The organism is Deltaproteobacteria bacterium (assembly GCA_009692615.1).
GTDB lineage: Bacteria > Desulfobacterota > Binatia > UBA9968 > UBA9968 > DP-20.
Map to the genome: position 1 here is coordinate 22,826 of SHYW01000042.1, position 15,625 is coordinate 38,450.

The following is a 15,625-nucleotide window of genomic DNA, read 5'->3' on the forward strand; positions in this document are numbered from 1 at the left end:
TCTAGCGTCGGTAGAAAGCGCCGATACGCGCGACGACGGTCTCTTGCTGGCCGGCGGACAATTCCGGATAGAGCGGTAGCGCCAAGACTTGGCTCGCCGCCAGTTCGGCGTTGGGAAAGTCGCCCGCTTGGTAGCCCAAATCGGCGAAACATTTTTGCCGATGGAGCGGTAGCGGATAATAGATCTCGCTTTGCACGCCATGGTCGGTGAGAAACGCTCTTAACTGATCGCGCCGCTCAGCGCGGATCACGTAATTGTTGAAAACATGCGACATGTCTTTGCTCGCCGGCGGAATCGCCAAAATCCCAGGGCCGAGAATGCCACTCTGATTGAATAAGCGAAAGTAGTTGTCGGCGCGCTGAATTCGCTCTGCGCACCACGATTCTAAGTGCGCTAGTTTAACCGTCAGCACGGCGGCTTGGAGGGAGTCGAGGCGCGAGTTGATCCCGGTGAGCTCGTGGTGATACTTGGCGCTCTCGCCGTGCATGCGCAGCATGCGCAGACGCTCGGCCAATTCTATCGAATTCCCGCTCACTAGCCCGCCGTCGCCGAAACCGCCCAAAGTTTTGCTCGGAAAAAAAGAGAAGCAGCCCAGCGCGCCGATGTTGCCGGCGAATTCTAATTCGCTGTTAATTTCCAGGCGTGCGCCGCAAGCTTGGGCGACATCCTCGACGATGGCCATGGGATACTGTTTAGTAAGCGCGAGGAATTCATTCATGGCGCAGCATTGGCCGAACAGATGCACCGGCAATAACGCTTTGATCGGCCGGCCGGTTTTTATCTCAATCGTCACGCCGTCGCGGACGTTTGTGTGTTCGCTGAGGAATTGTTTGAGCGCCTCGGCGGACAGCAAATAATTACCGGCATCGATGTCGACGAACAGCGCCGCGGCGCCAAGCCGGGTGATCGATGAAACTGTCGAAAAAAAAGTGAACGGTGTGGTGATGACAGCGTCGCCGGGGCCGATCTCTAACGCCATCAAAGCGAGCAGCAGCGCGTCGCTGCCCGAGGCGACACCGACAGCGTGGGAACATTGTAAATAATTCGCCATCTGCGCTTCAAAGCGCGTCACCGCCGGGCCGAGGATGAACTGCTGGCTCTCGACCACTTCGTCAATCGCTTCGCGCAACTCGTCGCGCAACTTGCCGTACTGCGCGCGCAGGTCAACGATGGGAATTTTGTCGGGACTGGGATCAGACACTGGTTTTAACGGCGGAGCGGCCTTTTAACGCGCTTTCGGCGACTTCGGAAAGTAGTTGGTCATGTTCGTGATCGAGGGCGAAGACGCGGAACTGGACGATCTTCGAGGGAATGAATTCAAACAACTCCGCCAGCGATTCCTTGGTGATCTCGCCGCTCGACGGATCGTAGATGTGAATCTGTTTCTTGCCCATGGCGAAGGGATTTTCCGGCCGCGGGTCTTGAGTCGCCATGTCGACCCGGAAGACCAAATCGCGCAGGGCGCTCGGCAACTTGGCGCGAATGCGTTTTTCCCAATCGGTGTCTTGAATCAGATCGACGCCGTATTGCAGTTCATTCAACGACAGCGTGCGGTCGTAGGCCATCTTCCATTTTACTTCGCGGTGCAGCACGGATTCCCATTCTTTGCCGAGCGCTTCCAGCTCGCCCTTATCGCGCCGCCAGTGGGAAACCGCTTCGAGCAGCGACCAATCGGTGAGGTAAAGATAATCCTCCATATGTTCCAGTGGATTACCGGAGAACAATACTTTCATAGTTTCGGGAAAAATATCGCGCAGATGTAAGTCGATGGCACGAGTGGTGCGATGATAATAGACATTGGTGTAAAGATAGAGCCGGGCGTTGAGAAAAGCTGTCAAGGCATTGTTGCCGGCCTTGTGCACGGTCAAGCCTTTGGCCGTAAAAAACGTGTAATGCATCAGCCGCTCGCGGTCGACCGGGCCGGGATGAACGCCGCACATGTAGGAGTCGCGCGATACATAGTCAAGATTGTCGAAAGTAAAAATGCCGCCGGTGAGAGGTTGAAGGAAACGCACCCATTTTGGTTTAAGGTTGTCCTCTTTGCCATTTTTCTTGATCGGAAAGGCGACATCTTCGGGACGCAATTCTTCGCCGGCCGCGAACGGCCCGCTGGGGCTGCGGCGCAATTGACGAATAACGTCGCCGAGATGCTTCTGAATAATCGTCTGGCCGAGATCCTCATGGGTGAGATCGTAGTTATGCAAAAAATTATCGTCGAAGAAATGGCCGAATGGGCCGTGGCCGATGTCGTGCAACAGGCCGACCACGCGCATGTACTGTTCGATGAACGGCGCCGACGGACATTCGTCGCCCAAAACTTTGCGCAGCGATGGATAGAGATGTTTACCGAACTCGCCGGCGAAATGCATGGAGCCCAAGGAGTGTTGAAACCGGCTATGCTCCGCCGACGGATAGACCCAGCGCGCGCTTTGCAGTTGATAGATATAACGGAGCCGCTGCACCCAGGGCGAATCGATGAGCGCTTTCTCGGTCACCTCGCCTTTTTTCTCCGGCACGGTGAACTGAATATATTTGTGGATCGGATCGGCGATCAGCGCCGTGCCGCCATATTCGTTGTCGATTAACTGCTGCATCTTCGCTGCGCTCAGAATTTCACATTACAGATTTCAGATTTCAAAAAAGACAACCGGGTTTATTGCGCGATTCACAGTTCGAAGATCACTTGGGCGGTCCACCGGTTGCCGGTCTTTTCCATGCGGCTTTTGTGGGCCGCCACCGAGGCGATTTCTTGTTTCACTTCATGGCGGTCGGGATCGACTTTTTCGCCGCGCGCTTCGGCCTTGACGCTAGTGTCTTTGACTTGGATGATTTTGAATTCCTTCAACAGATAACCGTTGTTCTGGTACAGATAGAGCAGTTCGCGCATCCAGTTGACCATCAGATCGTCGCGGTCGTTGCCCTCGATCTCCAGCGCGATGGTCTCTTTCATTTCAACAGTCGCCATGTCGGTCATGACATCGAACAGGGCGAACGCCGAGTTAGTGTAAAGCTCGGCTTGGGTGGTGCCGGTGACGCGCACCGCCATCTCGGTGTGATGGGTGGTTATACGATACGGTTTCGGGTTATCCATAATCGATCAGCCCTTGGCGTGGTGCTCCGCGAACTGCACTTCGTGAGCGCGCGTGTCAACTAGCGCGCGCCGGCCTGTAATGTCGTCATCCAATCGTTGCCGGATCTCCGGGCGGGCATAGCATTCAACGCAGGTAAAAATGTCGATGGGTTGGCTCAGTCGCAAATAGCGATGGGGCGGCGCGTCTTGTTTCGGATTTACCAAATAGTCCACTTCGCTGTGACCGGTATGGAGTCGATAATAGTCAACCTGATAATTTTTCGGCTGATGGGCGGTTTCGCGAACCGCTCGGCTGCAGTGAAAGCACTGCATGCCTCCTATTTATACCCGGTTTATGAGGCTCGCCGCAAACCCGGCGCCGAAGCCGTTGTCGATATTGACCACCGTCACGCCGGCGGCGCAGGAGTTGAGCATGCCGAGCAGCGCCGACAGTCCGTTGAAACTGGCGCCGTAACCGACGCTGGTGGGCACGGCGATGACCGGCTTATCGATCAAACCCGCGACCACGCTCGGCAGCGCGCCCTCCATGCCGGCGACGACGATGAGTACCGCCGCGGCATCCAAACGCAAACGATTTTCCAACAAGCGGTGGATGCCGGCGACGCCGACATCGAAAAGTTTTTCGACGCGGTTGCCCATCACCGTCGCGGTCAACACCGCCTCTTCGGCGACCGGGATATCGGAAGTGCCGGCGCAGACCACCAAGATCGTGCCCCTACCGGCAATGCGAATCGACTTACCCGTCCAGGTGGCGGCACGCGCTTCGGTATGGAATTTTAAACCGGTGCGCAGACGCTTGAGCTGGGCGATTTTTGCCGCGTCCAAACGGGTGACTAGAATATTATTTTTCCGTTTGCGCATGGCGCCGACGATGGCGGCGATGTCTTTGACTTGTTTGCCCTGCCCCATGATGACTTCAGGAAATCCCTGGCGCAGCGCGCGATGATGGTCGACCTTGGCAAAACCGAGGTCCTCGAAAGGCAGATGGCGCATCTGTGCGACGGCGGCGGCGACCGCTACTTTGCCGCTGCGCACTTGCTCGAATAGTTTGGTCAGACGCTCGGCATCCATCGGTTAAAGCGGGGCATAATTGCTCATGGAAGAAATATTTTAAACTTTATTGGCTTGGGGAGCTACTGTTTTTTGAAATGATCGTGGCCTTTGAGCTTCACGGGCAGCGGTTTTCCCGCGCCATCGATGACGGTGATTCCTTGCTTAGTCGTGACGCAACTGCCGATGCGGGTGATTTTCACTTGGGCTTGGCGCGCTAATGTTTCCAACCGTTGACGCTGATGGCGCCGGGCGCAAAATAATAGTTCGTAGTCTTCACCACCGCTGAGCGCCAAGCTTGTACCATTTTTTCCGGCGAGCGCACGGTAAGCGGTGGATAGCGGCAATTTTTCATTCGACACCGCCGCGCCGGTGTCGCTCGCTTTGCAGATATGTCCTAAATCCTGCAGCAGGCCGTCGCTGATATCGATCATCGCCGTGGCGCATTTCTGCTGCGCCAACAGCGCGCCAGCGGCGAGCCGCGGCGTCGGTCGGTGGTGGCGCGCCAATAGGCGAAGCATGGTTGCTGACTGTGTACCTCGGGATTTTTTGCGCAACAGCTCCAGGCCGAGTGCCGAGTCGCCCAAGGTGCCGGTGACATAAATATCGTCACCAACTTTCGCGCCGCTGCGCTGCACCGGCTGTTCCGGCGGCGCGCCGATCAGACAAACTGAAATGATCAAAGTTGGCGAAATGTTGGTGTCGCCGCCGATCAGCGCAACCTGAGTCTTACGGGCGAGACTGTTGAAGCCGCGAAAAAATTCATCGATCTGTCGGCTATCGAATTTTGCCGGTATGCCGAGAGAAAGCATTGCGTAAGCGGGCACGCCCCCCATGGCGGCGATGTCGCTTAAGTTGACCGCTAGGGACTTGTAACCGAGGTCGAAGAGCGAGGTCCATTTGAGATTGAAATGAATGTTTTCGATCAAAACGTCGGCGGTGATCAGCGACGAGCCGGCGCTATGGTCGACCCAGGCGCAATCGTCGCCGATGCCGATGCGCACGCCGCGAGAGCTTGTGCCCATGCGACGAATCCGTCCGATGAGGCCGAATTCTCCGAGCCGGCTAAGTTTCATGAGCTGCGGCGTGACTGATGCGCCAGGTTGCCTAAGGCTGAATCGGCAGCCGCCGTTCTTTGGGAGATTTACGCAACAGCCGCGGCGTGGCTTTTCGTTTTACCGTTCGGGACTTTTGCTTACTTAAAATCGCACCTGCAAGCCGCCGGGTCGGTCGCTGGCGATCCATCAGGGCGATTTTGAGTACATCGGACATCGTCGCAGCGGGAACCCAGCGCAGCTTTCGTCGCAGCGCTTTGGGTATTTCGTCAAGATCTTTGCTGTTACGCTCGGGAATGATGATCGTCTTCATACCGGCACGGAATGCGGCCAAGGATTTCTCCTTGAGCCCGCCGATGGCCAGCACTCGGCCGCGCAAGGTAATTTCGCCGGTCATGGCGACATCGCGATTGACCGGCCTTTTGGTCAGTGCCGAGATTAACGCCGTCGCTATAGTGATACCCGCCGAAGGGCCGTCCTTGGGAATCGCTCCCGCCGGCACGTGAATATGAATGTCGAGCTTCTGATAAAAATCTTCTTCGATGCCGAGCTTCTTGGCGTGGGCGCGGGCGTAACTCACCGCCGCTTGAGCCGATTCTTTCATGACGTCGCCTAGCTGGCCGGTAAGTGTCAGGTTGCCGCGGCCGCGCGACAAAGACGCCTCGACGTAGAGAATCTCGCCTCCGGCGCTGGTCCAGGCCAAACCGGTAGCGACGCCGATTTCATTATTTTCCTGCTCCGCTTCGGGCATAAACTTCGGTGCGCCGAGAAACGAATGCAGATTCGCGCGCGTCAGCCGGGTCAGTTCAGTTTTGCCTTCCGCCACTTTGCGGGCGACCTTCCGGCAAATCGAGGCGAACTCCCGTTCGAGATTTCTCAAGCCGGCCTCTTTGGTGTATTCGGCGATCACGCGCAGCACCGCGTCGTTGGAGATTTCCAAAAATTTACCCGTGATACCGTTGTCTTCGAACTGGCGCGGGATTAAGAACTTGCGCGCGATCTCCAACTTTTCTTCGTTGGTGTAGCCGGAAAGTTGAATGACCTCCATGCGGTCGGCCAAGGCGGCGGGAATCGGATCGAGCAAGTTGGCCGTGCAGATGAACAAAACATTGGATAGATCGAAGGGCAAATTCAAGTAATGATCGCTGAAGGCATGATTCTGTTCAGGGTCGAGCACTTCGAGCAATGCCGCCGACGGATCGCCGCGAAAATCGGCGCCGACTTTGTCGATCTCGTCGAGCATGAATACCGGATTGTTCGTGCCCGCTTGCTTGATGCCTTGAACGATTCGGCCCGGCAACGCGCCGACGTAGGTACGCCGATGGCCGCGGATCTCCGCTTCATCGCGCACGCCGCCGAGTGAAATACGCACGAAGTTACGTCCAAGAGCGCGGGCGATGGATCGGCCTAAAGAAGTTTTGCCGACGCCGGGAGGGCCGACGAAGCAAAGAATCGGCCCTTTGATTTTGCGCCGCAGTTTATTGACCGCAAGATACTCGAGGATACGCTCTTTGATTTTTTCCAGGTTGTAATGGTCATCGTCGAGCACCTGCTTGGCTTTTTTGATGTTTAAATTATCTTTGGTCTGCTTGCTCCAGGGGAGGTCGACCAACCAGTCGAGATAGGTGCGCACCAAAGATGCCTCGGAAGATTCCGGATGCATTTGTTCCAAGCGGCGCAGTTGTTTGTCCGCTTCGCGCTTGACCTCGGTGGGCATCTTGGCTTTGTCGATCTGTTTTCTCAGCTCGGTGATTTCCTCGCCGCGCTCGTCGCCTTCGCCGAGCTCCTGCTGTATTTGTTTCAGCTGCTCGCGCAGAAAATAATCGCGCTGAGTCTTGCTCATCTCTTCTTTGGCTTGGTTTTGGATGCGCGCCTGCATGGTCGAGAGTTCCAACTCGCGGGTCAAAAGCTCGTTGACCTTTTTCAAACGTTCGATGGGATCGAAGACTTCGAGAATTGCCTGGCTCTCTTCGATCTTGAGGCGCAGGTTGGACGCCACCAAATCCGCCAGCACGCCGGGATCGCTGATGTTGTCGGTGACCATGACGATTTCGGGCGGCAGGTTTTTGAGATTTAAAATCTGTTCGATCTTTTCTTTCGCCGTGCGCATCAAGGCTTCGACTTCGATCGGCACTTCCGCCTGGGTCGGCTCGATGACTTTGCGGATTTTGATTTCGAAAAACGGCCGCTCGCGCAGATAGGTGTCGACTTCGCCTTTGGCCAAACCTTGGACGAGGATTTTCACCCGGCCATCGGCGAGCTTGAGCATACGCATGATCGACGCAATGGTGCCGATTTTGTGGATGTTCTCGGCAGTAGGATTTTCTTCCGAGGAATTTTTTTGCGCCACCAGAAAAATCAAGCGGTCGCGGGACAGCGCTTCTTCGACGGCGCGAATCGATACGTCGCGGCCGACGAACAGCGGCAACATCATGTAGGGGTAAATGACAATGTCACGTATCGGCAGGAGCGGCAGAATATCCGGAATCTCGACCTGAGAATTTTTATTGTCCGGATTTTCGACTTTCCATTCGGTGTCACTCATTAAAACTCCAATCCTGCCGACAACTTAATCACAGTGGGAACCCAGGTCAACAACAAACTTGACCGTTGTGTGAATTCGTCAGCAAATTATTGCGCCGGGAAATCCTCAAGCGGGTGGCGTTCGGACGCACCCGGCGGAGAAAACACTAACCGAATAGTTCTTTCATCTTGTCGAAGAAGCCCTTGGCGAGCGGATTGCCGTCTTCGCCCAGGGTGGCGAACTCTTTGAGCAGCTCTTTTTGCTTGGCGGTCAAATGGGTCGGAGTTTCGACGGTGACGCGCACATGTTGATCGCCCATCTGGTAGCCTTGCACGTCCTTCACCCCTTTGCCTTTCATGCGAAAGACTTTGCCCGACTGGGTGCCGCCGGGAATTTTCATCTTTACTTTGCCATCCAGCGTCGGCACGTCGATTTCCGCGCCCAGGGCGGCTTGGACGAAACTGATCGGCACATCGCAAATGATGTCTAAGTTTTCCCGGATGAAAATCGGATGGGACTCCACTTGAGTGACGACATAGAGATCGCCCGGTGCGCCGCCCGCTGGTGCGGCTTCGCCTTCGCCGCGCAGTTTGAGCCGTGAACCGTTGTCGACGCCGGCGGGAATTTTTACGCTCAGCGTGTGCATGGAGCGCACTCGACCGGCGCCGCCGCAGCTGGCGCAGGCTTCTTTGATCACCGAGCCCTGGCCGTGACATTGATTGCAGGTACGCGAGACGCTGAAAAAACCTTGCTGAAAATTGACCTGACCGCGGCCGCGACAGGTCGGACAAGTTTGCGGCGCAGTGCCCGGTTTAGCGCCGTTGCCATGGCAGGTTTCGCAGGCGCCGTGGCGCGGAATCTTGATTTTTTTCTCCGCGCCGGCCACCGCTTCTTCAAATTTTAGCGTCAGATTGTAGCGTAGATCTTCGCCCCGGCCCCGGCCGCGTCGACCGCCGCCGCCAAAAAATTCGCCGAAGATATCGCCAAAGACATCTTCGAAGCCGCCGGCGAAGGGACCGCTATCACCGAACGCGGCGTGGCCGTATTGATCGTACTGAGCGCGTTTTTGGGCGTCGGAGAGCACCGAATAGGCTTCGGAAACTTCTTTGAACTTTTCTTCCGCTTGCTTGTCGCCGGGGTTACGGTCCGGATGATATTGCAAGGCCGACTTGCGATAGGCCTTCTTGATTTCATCTTCAGTGGCGCTGCGGCCGACGCCGAGCAATTCGTAGTAGTCGCGCTTGGTGCTCAATGGCGATCCCCTAAAATTCTTGCATTCCGTATAAGTGACGAAGCCCCTCGCACCAACAAACTGGAGCAGGGGCTTCGTTGAGCGAGGTAACTAGACTTGCGCGGTGACTATTCCTTGACCTCGGTGAAGTCGGCGTCGACCACGTCGTCTTTCTTTTTGCCGCTGGTGCCGGCATCTTTTTCTTCCGGCTTTTCCGCGTTCTGCTGCGCCGCTTGTTGTTGCGAAGCTTTGGCGTACATCGCCTCGGCCAATTTATGGGCGGCTTGGCTCAGTTGCTCGGCCTCTTTGCGCATGGCTTCGGCATCTTGGCCTTCTAAAACTTCTTTGGCCTTTTTAAGCGCGGCTTCAATATTTTCTTTGACCCCGGCTTCGAGATCGGCGCCATATTCGCCGAGGGACTTTTCCGTGGAGTAAACCAAAGTATCGAGTTGGTTGCGCGCTTCGACGGTCTCTTTGCGTTTCTTGTCTTCGGCGGCATGGGCTTCGGCCTCGCCCACCATTTTTTTAATCTCTTCTTCGCTCAGGCCGCTCGATGCGGTGATTTGGATCGACTGTTCTTTGCCGGTGCCAAGATCTTTGGCGCCGACATGAACGATACCGTTGGCATCGATATCAAAAGTCACTTCGATCTGCGGCATGCCACGCGGCGCCATGGGAATGCCGACCAAATCGAATTGGCCAAGCAATTTATTGTCGACGGCCATTTCCCGTTCGCCTTGAAATACCCGAATCGACACGGCCGACTGATTGTCTTGTGCGGTGGAAAATACTTGGCTCTTCTTGGTTGGGATCGTAGTATTGCGATCGATGAGCTTGGTAAAAACCCCGCCCAGGGTTTCGATGCCGAGGGAAAGCGGCGTCACGTCCAAGAGTAACACGTCTTTGACTTCGCCCTTGAGCACCGCGCCCTGAATCGCCGCGCCGACCGCGACGACTTCATCGGGGTTGACCCCCTTATGCGGCTCTTTGCCAAAAATCTTTTTTACCCGTTCTTGCACCGCGGGCATGCGGATCATGCCGCCGACCAAGATAACCTCGTGAATATCGCTGGCGCTCAAGCCGGCATCTTTTAGCGCTTGGCGACAGGGACCTTCGGTGCGATCGATCAGATCGGCGCACAGCGCTTCGAGCTTGGAGCGGGTTAGCTTCATATTTAAATGCTTCGGCCCACTCTGGTCGGCAGTGACGAAAGGCAAATTGATATCGGTTTCCATTGACGACGACAGTTCGCATTTGGCTTTCTCAGCGGCTTCTTTCAAGCGCTGCAGCGCCATGCGGTCCTTGCGCAGATCGATGCCTTGGTCTTTTTTAAATTCATCGGCGAGATAATCGATGATGCGCTGGTCAAAATCTTCGCCGCCAAGAAAGGTGTCGCCGTTGGTCGCTTTGACTTCGAAAACCCCCTCGCCTAATTCCAAAATAGAAATATCGAAGGTGCCGCCGCCGAGATCGAAGACGGCGATCTTTTCATCTTTCTTTTTGTCCAAACCATAGGCTAAGGCTGCCGCCGTGGGCTCGTTGATGATGCGCAGCACGTTCAAACCGGCGATACGCCCGGCATCTTTAGTCGCTTGTCTTTGACTGTCGTTGAAATAGGCCGGCACGGTGATCACCGCCTCGGTGACCTTTTCACCGAGGTAATCTTCCGCCGCCTGTTTCATTTTCTGTAAAATAAAAGCCGAGATTTCCGCTGGGCTATACTGTTTGCCGCGAATCTCGACGCAGGCATCGCCGGTATCGTTGCGGGCGATTTTATAGGGCAATAGGCTGCCCGCCTTTTGCACCAAGGCATCGTCGCTGCGTCGGCCGATCAAACGCTTCACCGCGGAAATGGTGTTCTCCGGGTTGGTGATCCCTTGTCGGCGGGCGATTTGTCCGACCAAGCGCTCGCCATTGTCGGCAAAGGCCACTACTGAGGGTGTGGTCCGGCTGCCTTCCGAGTTGGCGAGTACATTAGGGTCACCCGTCTCCATGATTGCTACGCAGGAGTTGGTGGTCCCTAAGTCGATGCCGATCACTTTTGCCATCTTGATTGCTCCTCAAAAACTAATTTCGACAATGCGTTATTCACTTGGCGTGCGAATGGATTTTATTTAATCATCGCTTGGGTCGTTTTCAACCTTGTCGCCGTCATTTTTTTTCTCTTTCGTTTCTAGCGGCTTAGCTACAATGACTAGGGACGGCCGCAGGAGCCGGTCGCGAAACAGGTAGCCCTTGTGAAGTTCGTCGACGACACTGTTGGATTCATGGTCGTCGCTTGCCATCTGAGCTATCGCTTCATGCTTCGACGGATCGAAGGGTTGACCTGCCGCCGAGATTTGGCTGACGCCAAATTTGCTCAGCACATCCAAGAATCCCTTAAGCACCATCTCCACGCCTTCGACCAGCGGCTTACCGTTGTCGCCACCGGCGGCGTGGGCGATAGCGCGTTCCAAGTTGTCGAGTACCGGTAGAATTTCTCTCAACAAGGTTTCATTGGCGAAACGAATCGCCTCGTCGCGCGCCAGCGCGTTGCGCTTCTTGAAGTTTTCCGCTTCCGCGACTTGGCGCACGTAGCGATCATAGTTATTCTTGGCTTCAAGCTCTTTGGCCGTTAATTGTTGCCGCAAGCTTGTCAGCTCATCGACGGTTTCAGCATTAGAATCAGCGCGATCATCGGCGCCGGAATCTCCTTTGGGTTGATTTTCACTGGCTGCGCCAGTGCTCTCATCAGAATCTAGTTTTGTTTCTCCACTCATGTCGCGCCATGTCTCCCTACGTCATGGTTGCGGCAATGTAATCACGATAGATTTAGCTGTCAAGTTTTTCTATCTTGAAAACCCCTGATATTTTATATAGTTGTCTGCTCTCATAAAAAAATGATATAGTTCGTTCAACCGTTTGTGACCAGTTCAATTATGCCTCCCAGCCTTGTTACACCCGCCATTGTACTGCGCTCCCGCCCATTTGGGGAATCTGACAGAATAGTTTCTTTTCTCACTGCGGACTTTGGCAAAATCACCGGCATCGCTAAGGGCGCGATGCGCTCACGTAAGCGCTTTGTCAATTCATTGGAGCCCTTCGCTCAGGTCAACCTACACTTTCAAGACCGGGCGCAAAGCGGTTTAGCATTTATTGTAGCCGCCGATTTGGTCGTTGGCTATCGTCATTTGGCGCGCAGTCTGGAAACCATTTCCCATGCCGCTTATTTGGTCGAGATTACCGATGGCTTAGTCGGCGAACGCGAAGAAAGTATGGCGGTCTATCATCACCTGCGCGATGGTTTGCGCCGCTTGGAAGAGCATGGCACATCGTTCCGACTGTTAATCGCGTTTGAGCTAAAACTATTGCGCCTCGTCGGTTATCAACCGGTGCTGGATAACTGCAAGCGTTGCGCCCACGAATTTCCCGATCCAGAGATTACTCTATGGTACTTTAGTCCGGCCGATGGCGGTGTCTTGTGTAACAGCTGTGCTAGCGTGCGCCGGGAGGCCTTACCTCTAGGCGCCAAAGCCATCGAAATCTTAACCGCGCTCCAGGCGGAACCGAACAACCTGCCATCGTCCCTGTCATTACCTATGTCAGTGATCAAGGAAATGCGCGCGGCGATCGAATTTTTCATTCAATTTCACATGGTGCGACAAATCAAATCGGCGGCTTTTCTGCAACAGTTTTCCCCGGCGTTTTCCGCCACGAACTAGCCCAGTTCGTTTAAGCATCAGTCCACACGACAATATCAATCACCAGGACAATCCTTAGAGTGAATCCAATGTCTGTTAAGAAAAAACAATTGTTCTTTTTTGGCAATGGTAAGGCCGAAGGCAGCGCGAAAATGCGTGAGCTGCTTGGTGGCAAGGGCGCCGGCCTTCATGAAATGACCCGTATCGGTGTGCCGGTGCCCCCGGGGTTCACCATGAGCACGGAGGTTTGCAGTTATTATTACGCCCATGGTGGGCAGTTTCCGCGCGACCTCAAAGCCCAGGTTGCGGCTAATTTGGCGCGGATGGAAAAAATTCTTGGCCGCGGTTTCGGCGCCGCCGATAATCCGTTGCTGCTCTCGGTGCGTTCCGGGGCGCGCGAATCGATGCCGGGGATGATGGATACGGTATTGAATCTCGGGCTTAACGATCAGACCGTGCAAGGGCTGATCGATCGGACTCACAATCCCCGCTTCGCCTTCGATTGTTACCGGCGCTTTATTCAAATGTACGCCGATGTCGTGCTCGGCATCAAAACCAATGGCAAAGCTGCCAGCGATCCCCTTGAAGTGATTCTCGAAGAGAAGAAAAAAGCCACTGGAGCGCGGAGCGATACTGAACTCAATGCGCAGGCGCTTCAAGAACTGATCGGCGAATACAAAACCGAGATCAAGCGCCGTCTGGGAAAAGATTTTCCCGAAGAACCGTTTGATCAGCTCTGGCGCGCCATCGGTGCGGTGTTCGGTTCGTGGAATAACGACCGTGCCATCGCCTATCGTGGGCTCTACAAAATTCCCAATAGCTGGGGCACCGCGGTCAACGTTCAAGCGATGGTGTTCGGTAACCTGGGCGACGATTGCGCTACCGGTGTCGCCTTTACACGTAATCCGGCAAGCGGCGAAAAACGTTTTTACGGCGAATTTTTAGTCAACGCCCAAGGCGAAGATGTGGTCGCCGGCATTCGCACGCCCCGCCCGATCATCGAGCTGAATCAATTGATGCCGAAAGCCGCGCGGCAATTGCAGCAAGTCGCTAAACTGCTTGAGCGTCATTATCGGGAAATGCAGGATATCGAGTTCACCGTCGAATCGGGAAAGCTCTGGTTGTTGCAAACCCGCACCGGCAAACGCACCGGTTTCGCCGCCGTGTGCATCGCCGTCGACATGGTTGCCGAAGGCATCATCAAGAAACAGGACGCCCTACGGCGCATCGAACCGGATCAGCTCAATCAACTACTGCGGCCGATCTTCGATCAAGAGAAAATCGATCTGGCGCATCGAACCGGACGCTTGCTCGGTCGCGGCCTACCCGCCGGTCCGGGTGCGGCCACCGGGCGCATCGTGTTCCACGCCGACGATGCCGTTGAGTGGAAAAAACGCGGCGAGCGCGTGGTGCTCTGCCGCGTCGAGACCAGTCCCGACGATATTCGCGGCATGGACGCGGCCCAGGGAATTTTAACCGCTCGTGGTGGGATGACTTCTCACGCGGCGCTGGTGGCGCGCCAAATGGGTAAGGTTTGTGTCGCCGGTTGCGAAGTGCTCCATATTGATTATGCCAAGCACACGCTGCGCGTCGATCATGCCGAGCTTAAAGAAGGCGACTGGATTTCCATCGACGGCAGCACCGGCGAAGTGATCGAAGGCGAGATTCCGACTTTGCCTTCGGAAGTGCTGCAAGTGCTGGTGGCGCGAACCATGAATGCCAAGCAATCGCGCATCTACCCGCGTTTCGCCAAGCTCATGCGTTGGGCCGATGAAACGCGAAAATTGGGCGTGCGCACCAACGCCGATCAACCCGACCAAGCCGAAATCGCCAAGGCTTTCGGTAGTGAGGGCATCGGCCTATGCCGCACCGAGCATATGTTTTTCCAAGGCGATCGCATTCAAGCGGTGCGTGAAATGATTCTCGCCGAAGATGAAGCTGGCCGCCGGCGCGCTTTGGCTAAGCTCTTGCCCATGCAGAAGCAAGATTTCAAAAGTATTCTGGCGATCATGGGCGGTTTGCCGGTAACCATTCGCACCCTAGATCCGCCGCTCCATGAATTTCTACCAAAGAATGACGCTGAGGTTTTCGAACTCGCACAGGTCATGGCGATCCCCGTGGAGGTTCTCCGCAACAAGGTCAACGTGCTTCAGGAATTTAACCCGATGCTCGGCCATCGCGGTTGCCGCTTGGGAATTTCATATCCCGAGATTACTGAAATGCAGGCTCAAGCGATCTTCGAAGCGGCCTGCGAACTACGTCGCGAGGGGAAAAATCCCTTTCCCGAAGTGATGATCCCCCTGGTCGGTTCGCGTCAAGAGTTGCACGAGCAGAAACTGATCGTCGAACGCATCGCCCAAGAGACGCAGCAAAAGTATCGCGTCAAAGTCCGCTATCTCATCGGCACCATGATCGAGTTGCCACGCGCTTGCATGGTCGCCGACGAAATCGCCGAGGAGGCGGAGTTTTTCTCCTTTGGCACCAATGATCTAACCCAAACCTGTCTCGGCCTTTCTCGCGACGACGCCGGTAAGTTCCTACCGAGCTACGTCGTCCACGGATTGTTACCGGAAGATCCCTTTGTCAGTATCGATCGCGACGGGGTTGGGGCGCTGATGCGCATCGCCGTCGCCAAAGGTCGAAAAAAGCATAAACAATTGGAGATTGGAATCTGCGGCGAACATGGCGGCGAGCCCAATTCGGTGGCTTTCTGCCATGAAATCGGCCTCGATTACGTTAGCTGTTCCCCTTATCGGGTGCCGATCGCCAAGTTGGCCGCGGCCCAAGCGGCGTTGGGAAAGCCTTCCCAATAGCCAGGGTTGCCGCCCTTTGTCTGCCAGCCGAGGCTTAAGGAACCTCTGAACAACTGCCCTGGAAGCAGGGCAGCGGAGGATAGATCGTTTTTTTCGTAATGAGTTACAGTTTTTGCGAAGTTATATCAGATTACATTTTGCTCTCGTGGTTAATAGGGTCCTTAGTTTTGCCTCGATTTGC

At 55.3% G+C, this 15,625-nt stretch carries 12 protein-coding genes; 2 read left to right on the forward strand and 10 right to left on the reverse strand.

All coding sequences use genetic code 11. From position 1 onward, the window contains the following. Nucleotide 1: 1 nt before the first annotated feature. The 10 genes from EXR70_12035 to grpE form a co-directional block, all read right to left on the reverse strand. Entirely contained in the window at nt 2-1,201 is a 1,200-nt protein-coding gene (locus tag EXR70_12035; GenBank protein ID MSP39211.1) for a DegT/DnrJ/EryC1/StrS family aminotransferase, read from the reverse strand. Beyond that, entirely contained in the window at nt 1,194-2,594 is a 1,401-nt protein-coding gene (locus EXR70_12040) for an HD domain-containing protein (protein ID MSP39212.1), read from the reverse strand. The genes EXR70_12035 and EXR70_12040 overlap by 8 nt, the downstream gene beginning before the upstream one ends. Before the next feature lie 71 nt (nt 2,595-2,665). Further along, the gene (locus tag EXR70_12045) at nt 2,666-3,091 is read right to left on the reverse strand and encodes an archease (protein ID MSP39213.1); all 426 of its coding nucleotides are present in this window, start codon (nt 3,089-3,091) and stop codon (nt 2,666-2,668) included. 6 nt (nt 3,092-3,097) lie between these two features. Beyond that, nucleotides 3,098-3,403, reverse strand: coding sequence for a hypothetical protein (locus EXR70_12050; GenBank protein ID MSP39214.1), 306 nt, complete (start codon nt 3,401-3,403; stop codon nt 3,098-3,100). A gap of 9 nt (nt 3,404-3,412) precedes the next feature. Beyond that, a complete protein-coding gene (gene larB / locus EXR70_12055) occupies nt 3,413-4,162 on the reverse strand; it encodes a nickel pincer cofactor biosynthesis protein LarB (GenBank protein MSP39215.1) in 750 nt (249 codons plus the stop codon). Nucleotides 4,163-4,224: 62 nt separating this feature from the next. After that, complete coding sequence (gene thiL, locus EXR70_12060; GenBank protein ID MSP39216.1) at nt 4,225-5,217, reverse strand: thiamine-phosphate kinase; 993 nt, start codon at nt 5,215-5,217, stop codon at nt 4,225-4,227. A 31-nt stretch (nt 5,218-5,248) separates the two neighbouring features. Then, nucleotides 5,249-7,741 (reverse strand): endopeptidase La, encoded by a 2,493-nt coding sequence (gene lon, locus EXR70_12065; GenBank protein ID MSP39217.1) that lies wholly within the window; start codon nt 7,739-7,741, stop codon nt 5,249-5,251. A gap of 145 nt (nt 7,742-7,886) precedes the next feature. Then, nucleotides 7,887-8,972 (reverse strand): molecular chaperone DnaJ, encoded by a 1,086-nt coding sequence (gene dnaJ, locus EXR70_12070; GenBank protein ID MSP39218.1) that lies wholly within the window; start codon nt 8,970-8,972, stop codon nt 7,887-7,889. A gap of 107 nt (nt 8,973-9,079) precedes the next feature. Continuing rightward, a complete protein-coding gene (gene dnaK / locus EXR70_12075) occupies nt 9,080-10,999 on the reverse strand; it encodes a molecular chaperone DnaK (protein MSP39219.1) in 1,920 nt (639 codons plus the stop codon). Between the two features lie 66 nt (nt 11,000-11,065). Further along, a complete protein-coding gene (gene grpE, locus EXR70_12080) occupies nt 11,066-11,710 on the reverse strand; it encodes a nucleotide exchange factor GrpE (protein MSP39220.1) in 645 nt (214 codons plus the stop codon). 159 nt (nt 11,711-11,869) lie between these two features. On the opposite strand from grpE, the gene recO reads away from it, so the two are divergent. Together recO and EXR70_12090 are read left to right on the forward strand one after the other, a co-directional pair. Then, nucleotides 11,870-12,652 (forward strand): DNA repair protein RecO, encoded by a 783-nt coding sequence (gene recO / locus EXR70_12085; protein ID MSP39221.1) that lies wholly within the window; start codon nt 11,870-11,872, stop codon nt 12,650-12,652. Between the two features lie 68 nt (nt 12,653-12,720). Further along, nucleotides 12,721-15,444, forward strand: a complete 2,724-nt coding sequence (locus tag EXR70_12090) for a pyruvate, phosphate dikinase (GenBank protein MSP39222.1) — start codon at nt 12,721-12,723, stop codon at nt 15,442-15,444. Nucleotides 15,445-15,625: the final 181 nt, after the last annotated feature.

Coding starts and splice junctions, on each gene's coding strand:
- larB (MSP39215.1), bottom strand. CDS start 4,162: ATGGATGCCGAGCGTCTGACCAAACTATTCGAGCAAGTGCGCAGCGGC.
- recO (MSP39221.1), top strand. CDS start 11,870: ATGCCTCCCAGCCTTGTTACACCCGCCATTGTACTGCGCTCCCGCCCA.
- lon (MSP39217.1), bottom strand. CDS start 7,741: ATGAGTGACACCGAATGGAAAGTCGAAAATCCGGACAATAAAAATTCT.
- thiL (MSP39216.1), bottom strand. CDS start 5,217: ATGAAACTTAGCCGGCTCGGAGAATTCGGCCTCATCGGACGGATTCGT.
- grpE (MSP39220.1), bottom strand. CDS start 11,710: ATGAGTGGAGAAACAAAACTAGATTCTGATGAGAGCACTGGCGCAGCC.
- EXR70_12090 (MSP39222.1), top strand. CDS start 12,721: ATGTCTGTTAAGAAAAAACAATTGTTCTTTTTTGGCAATGGTAAGGCC.
- dnaK (MSP39219.1), bottom strand. CDS start 10,999: ATGGCAAAAGTGATCGGCATCGACTTAGGGACCACCAACTCCTGCGTA.
- EXR70_12040 (MSP39212.1), bottom strand. CDS start 2,594: ATGCAGCAGTTAATCGACAACGAATATGGCGGCACGGCGCTGATCGCC.
- EXR70_12045 (MSP39213.1), bottom strand. CDS start 3,091: ATGGATAACCCGAAACCGTATCGTATAACCACCCATCACACCGAGATG.
- EXR70_12050 (MSP39214.1), bottom strand. CDS start 3,403: ATGCAGTGCTTTCACTGCAGCCGAGCGGTTCGCGAAACCGCCCATCAG.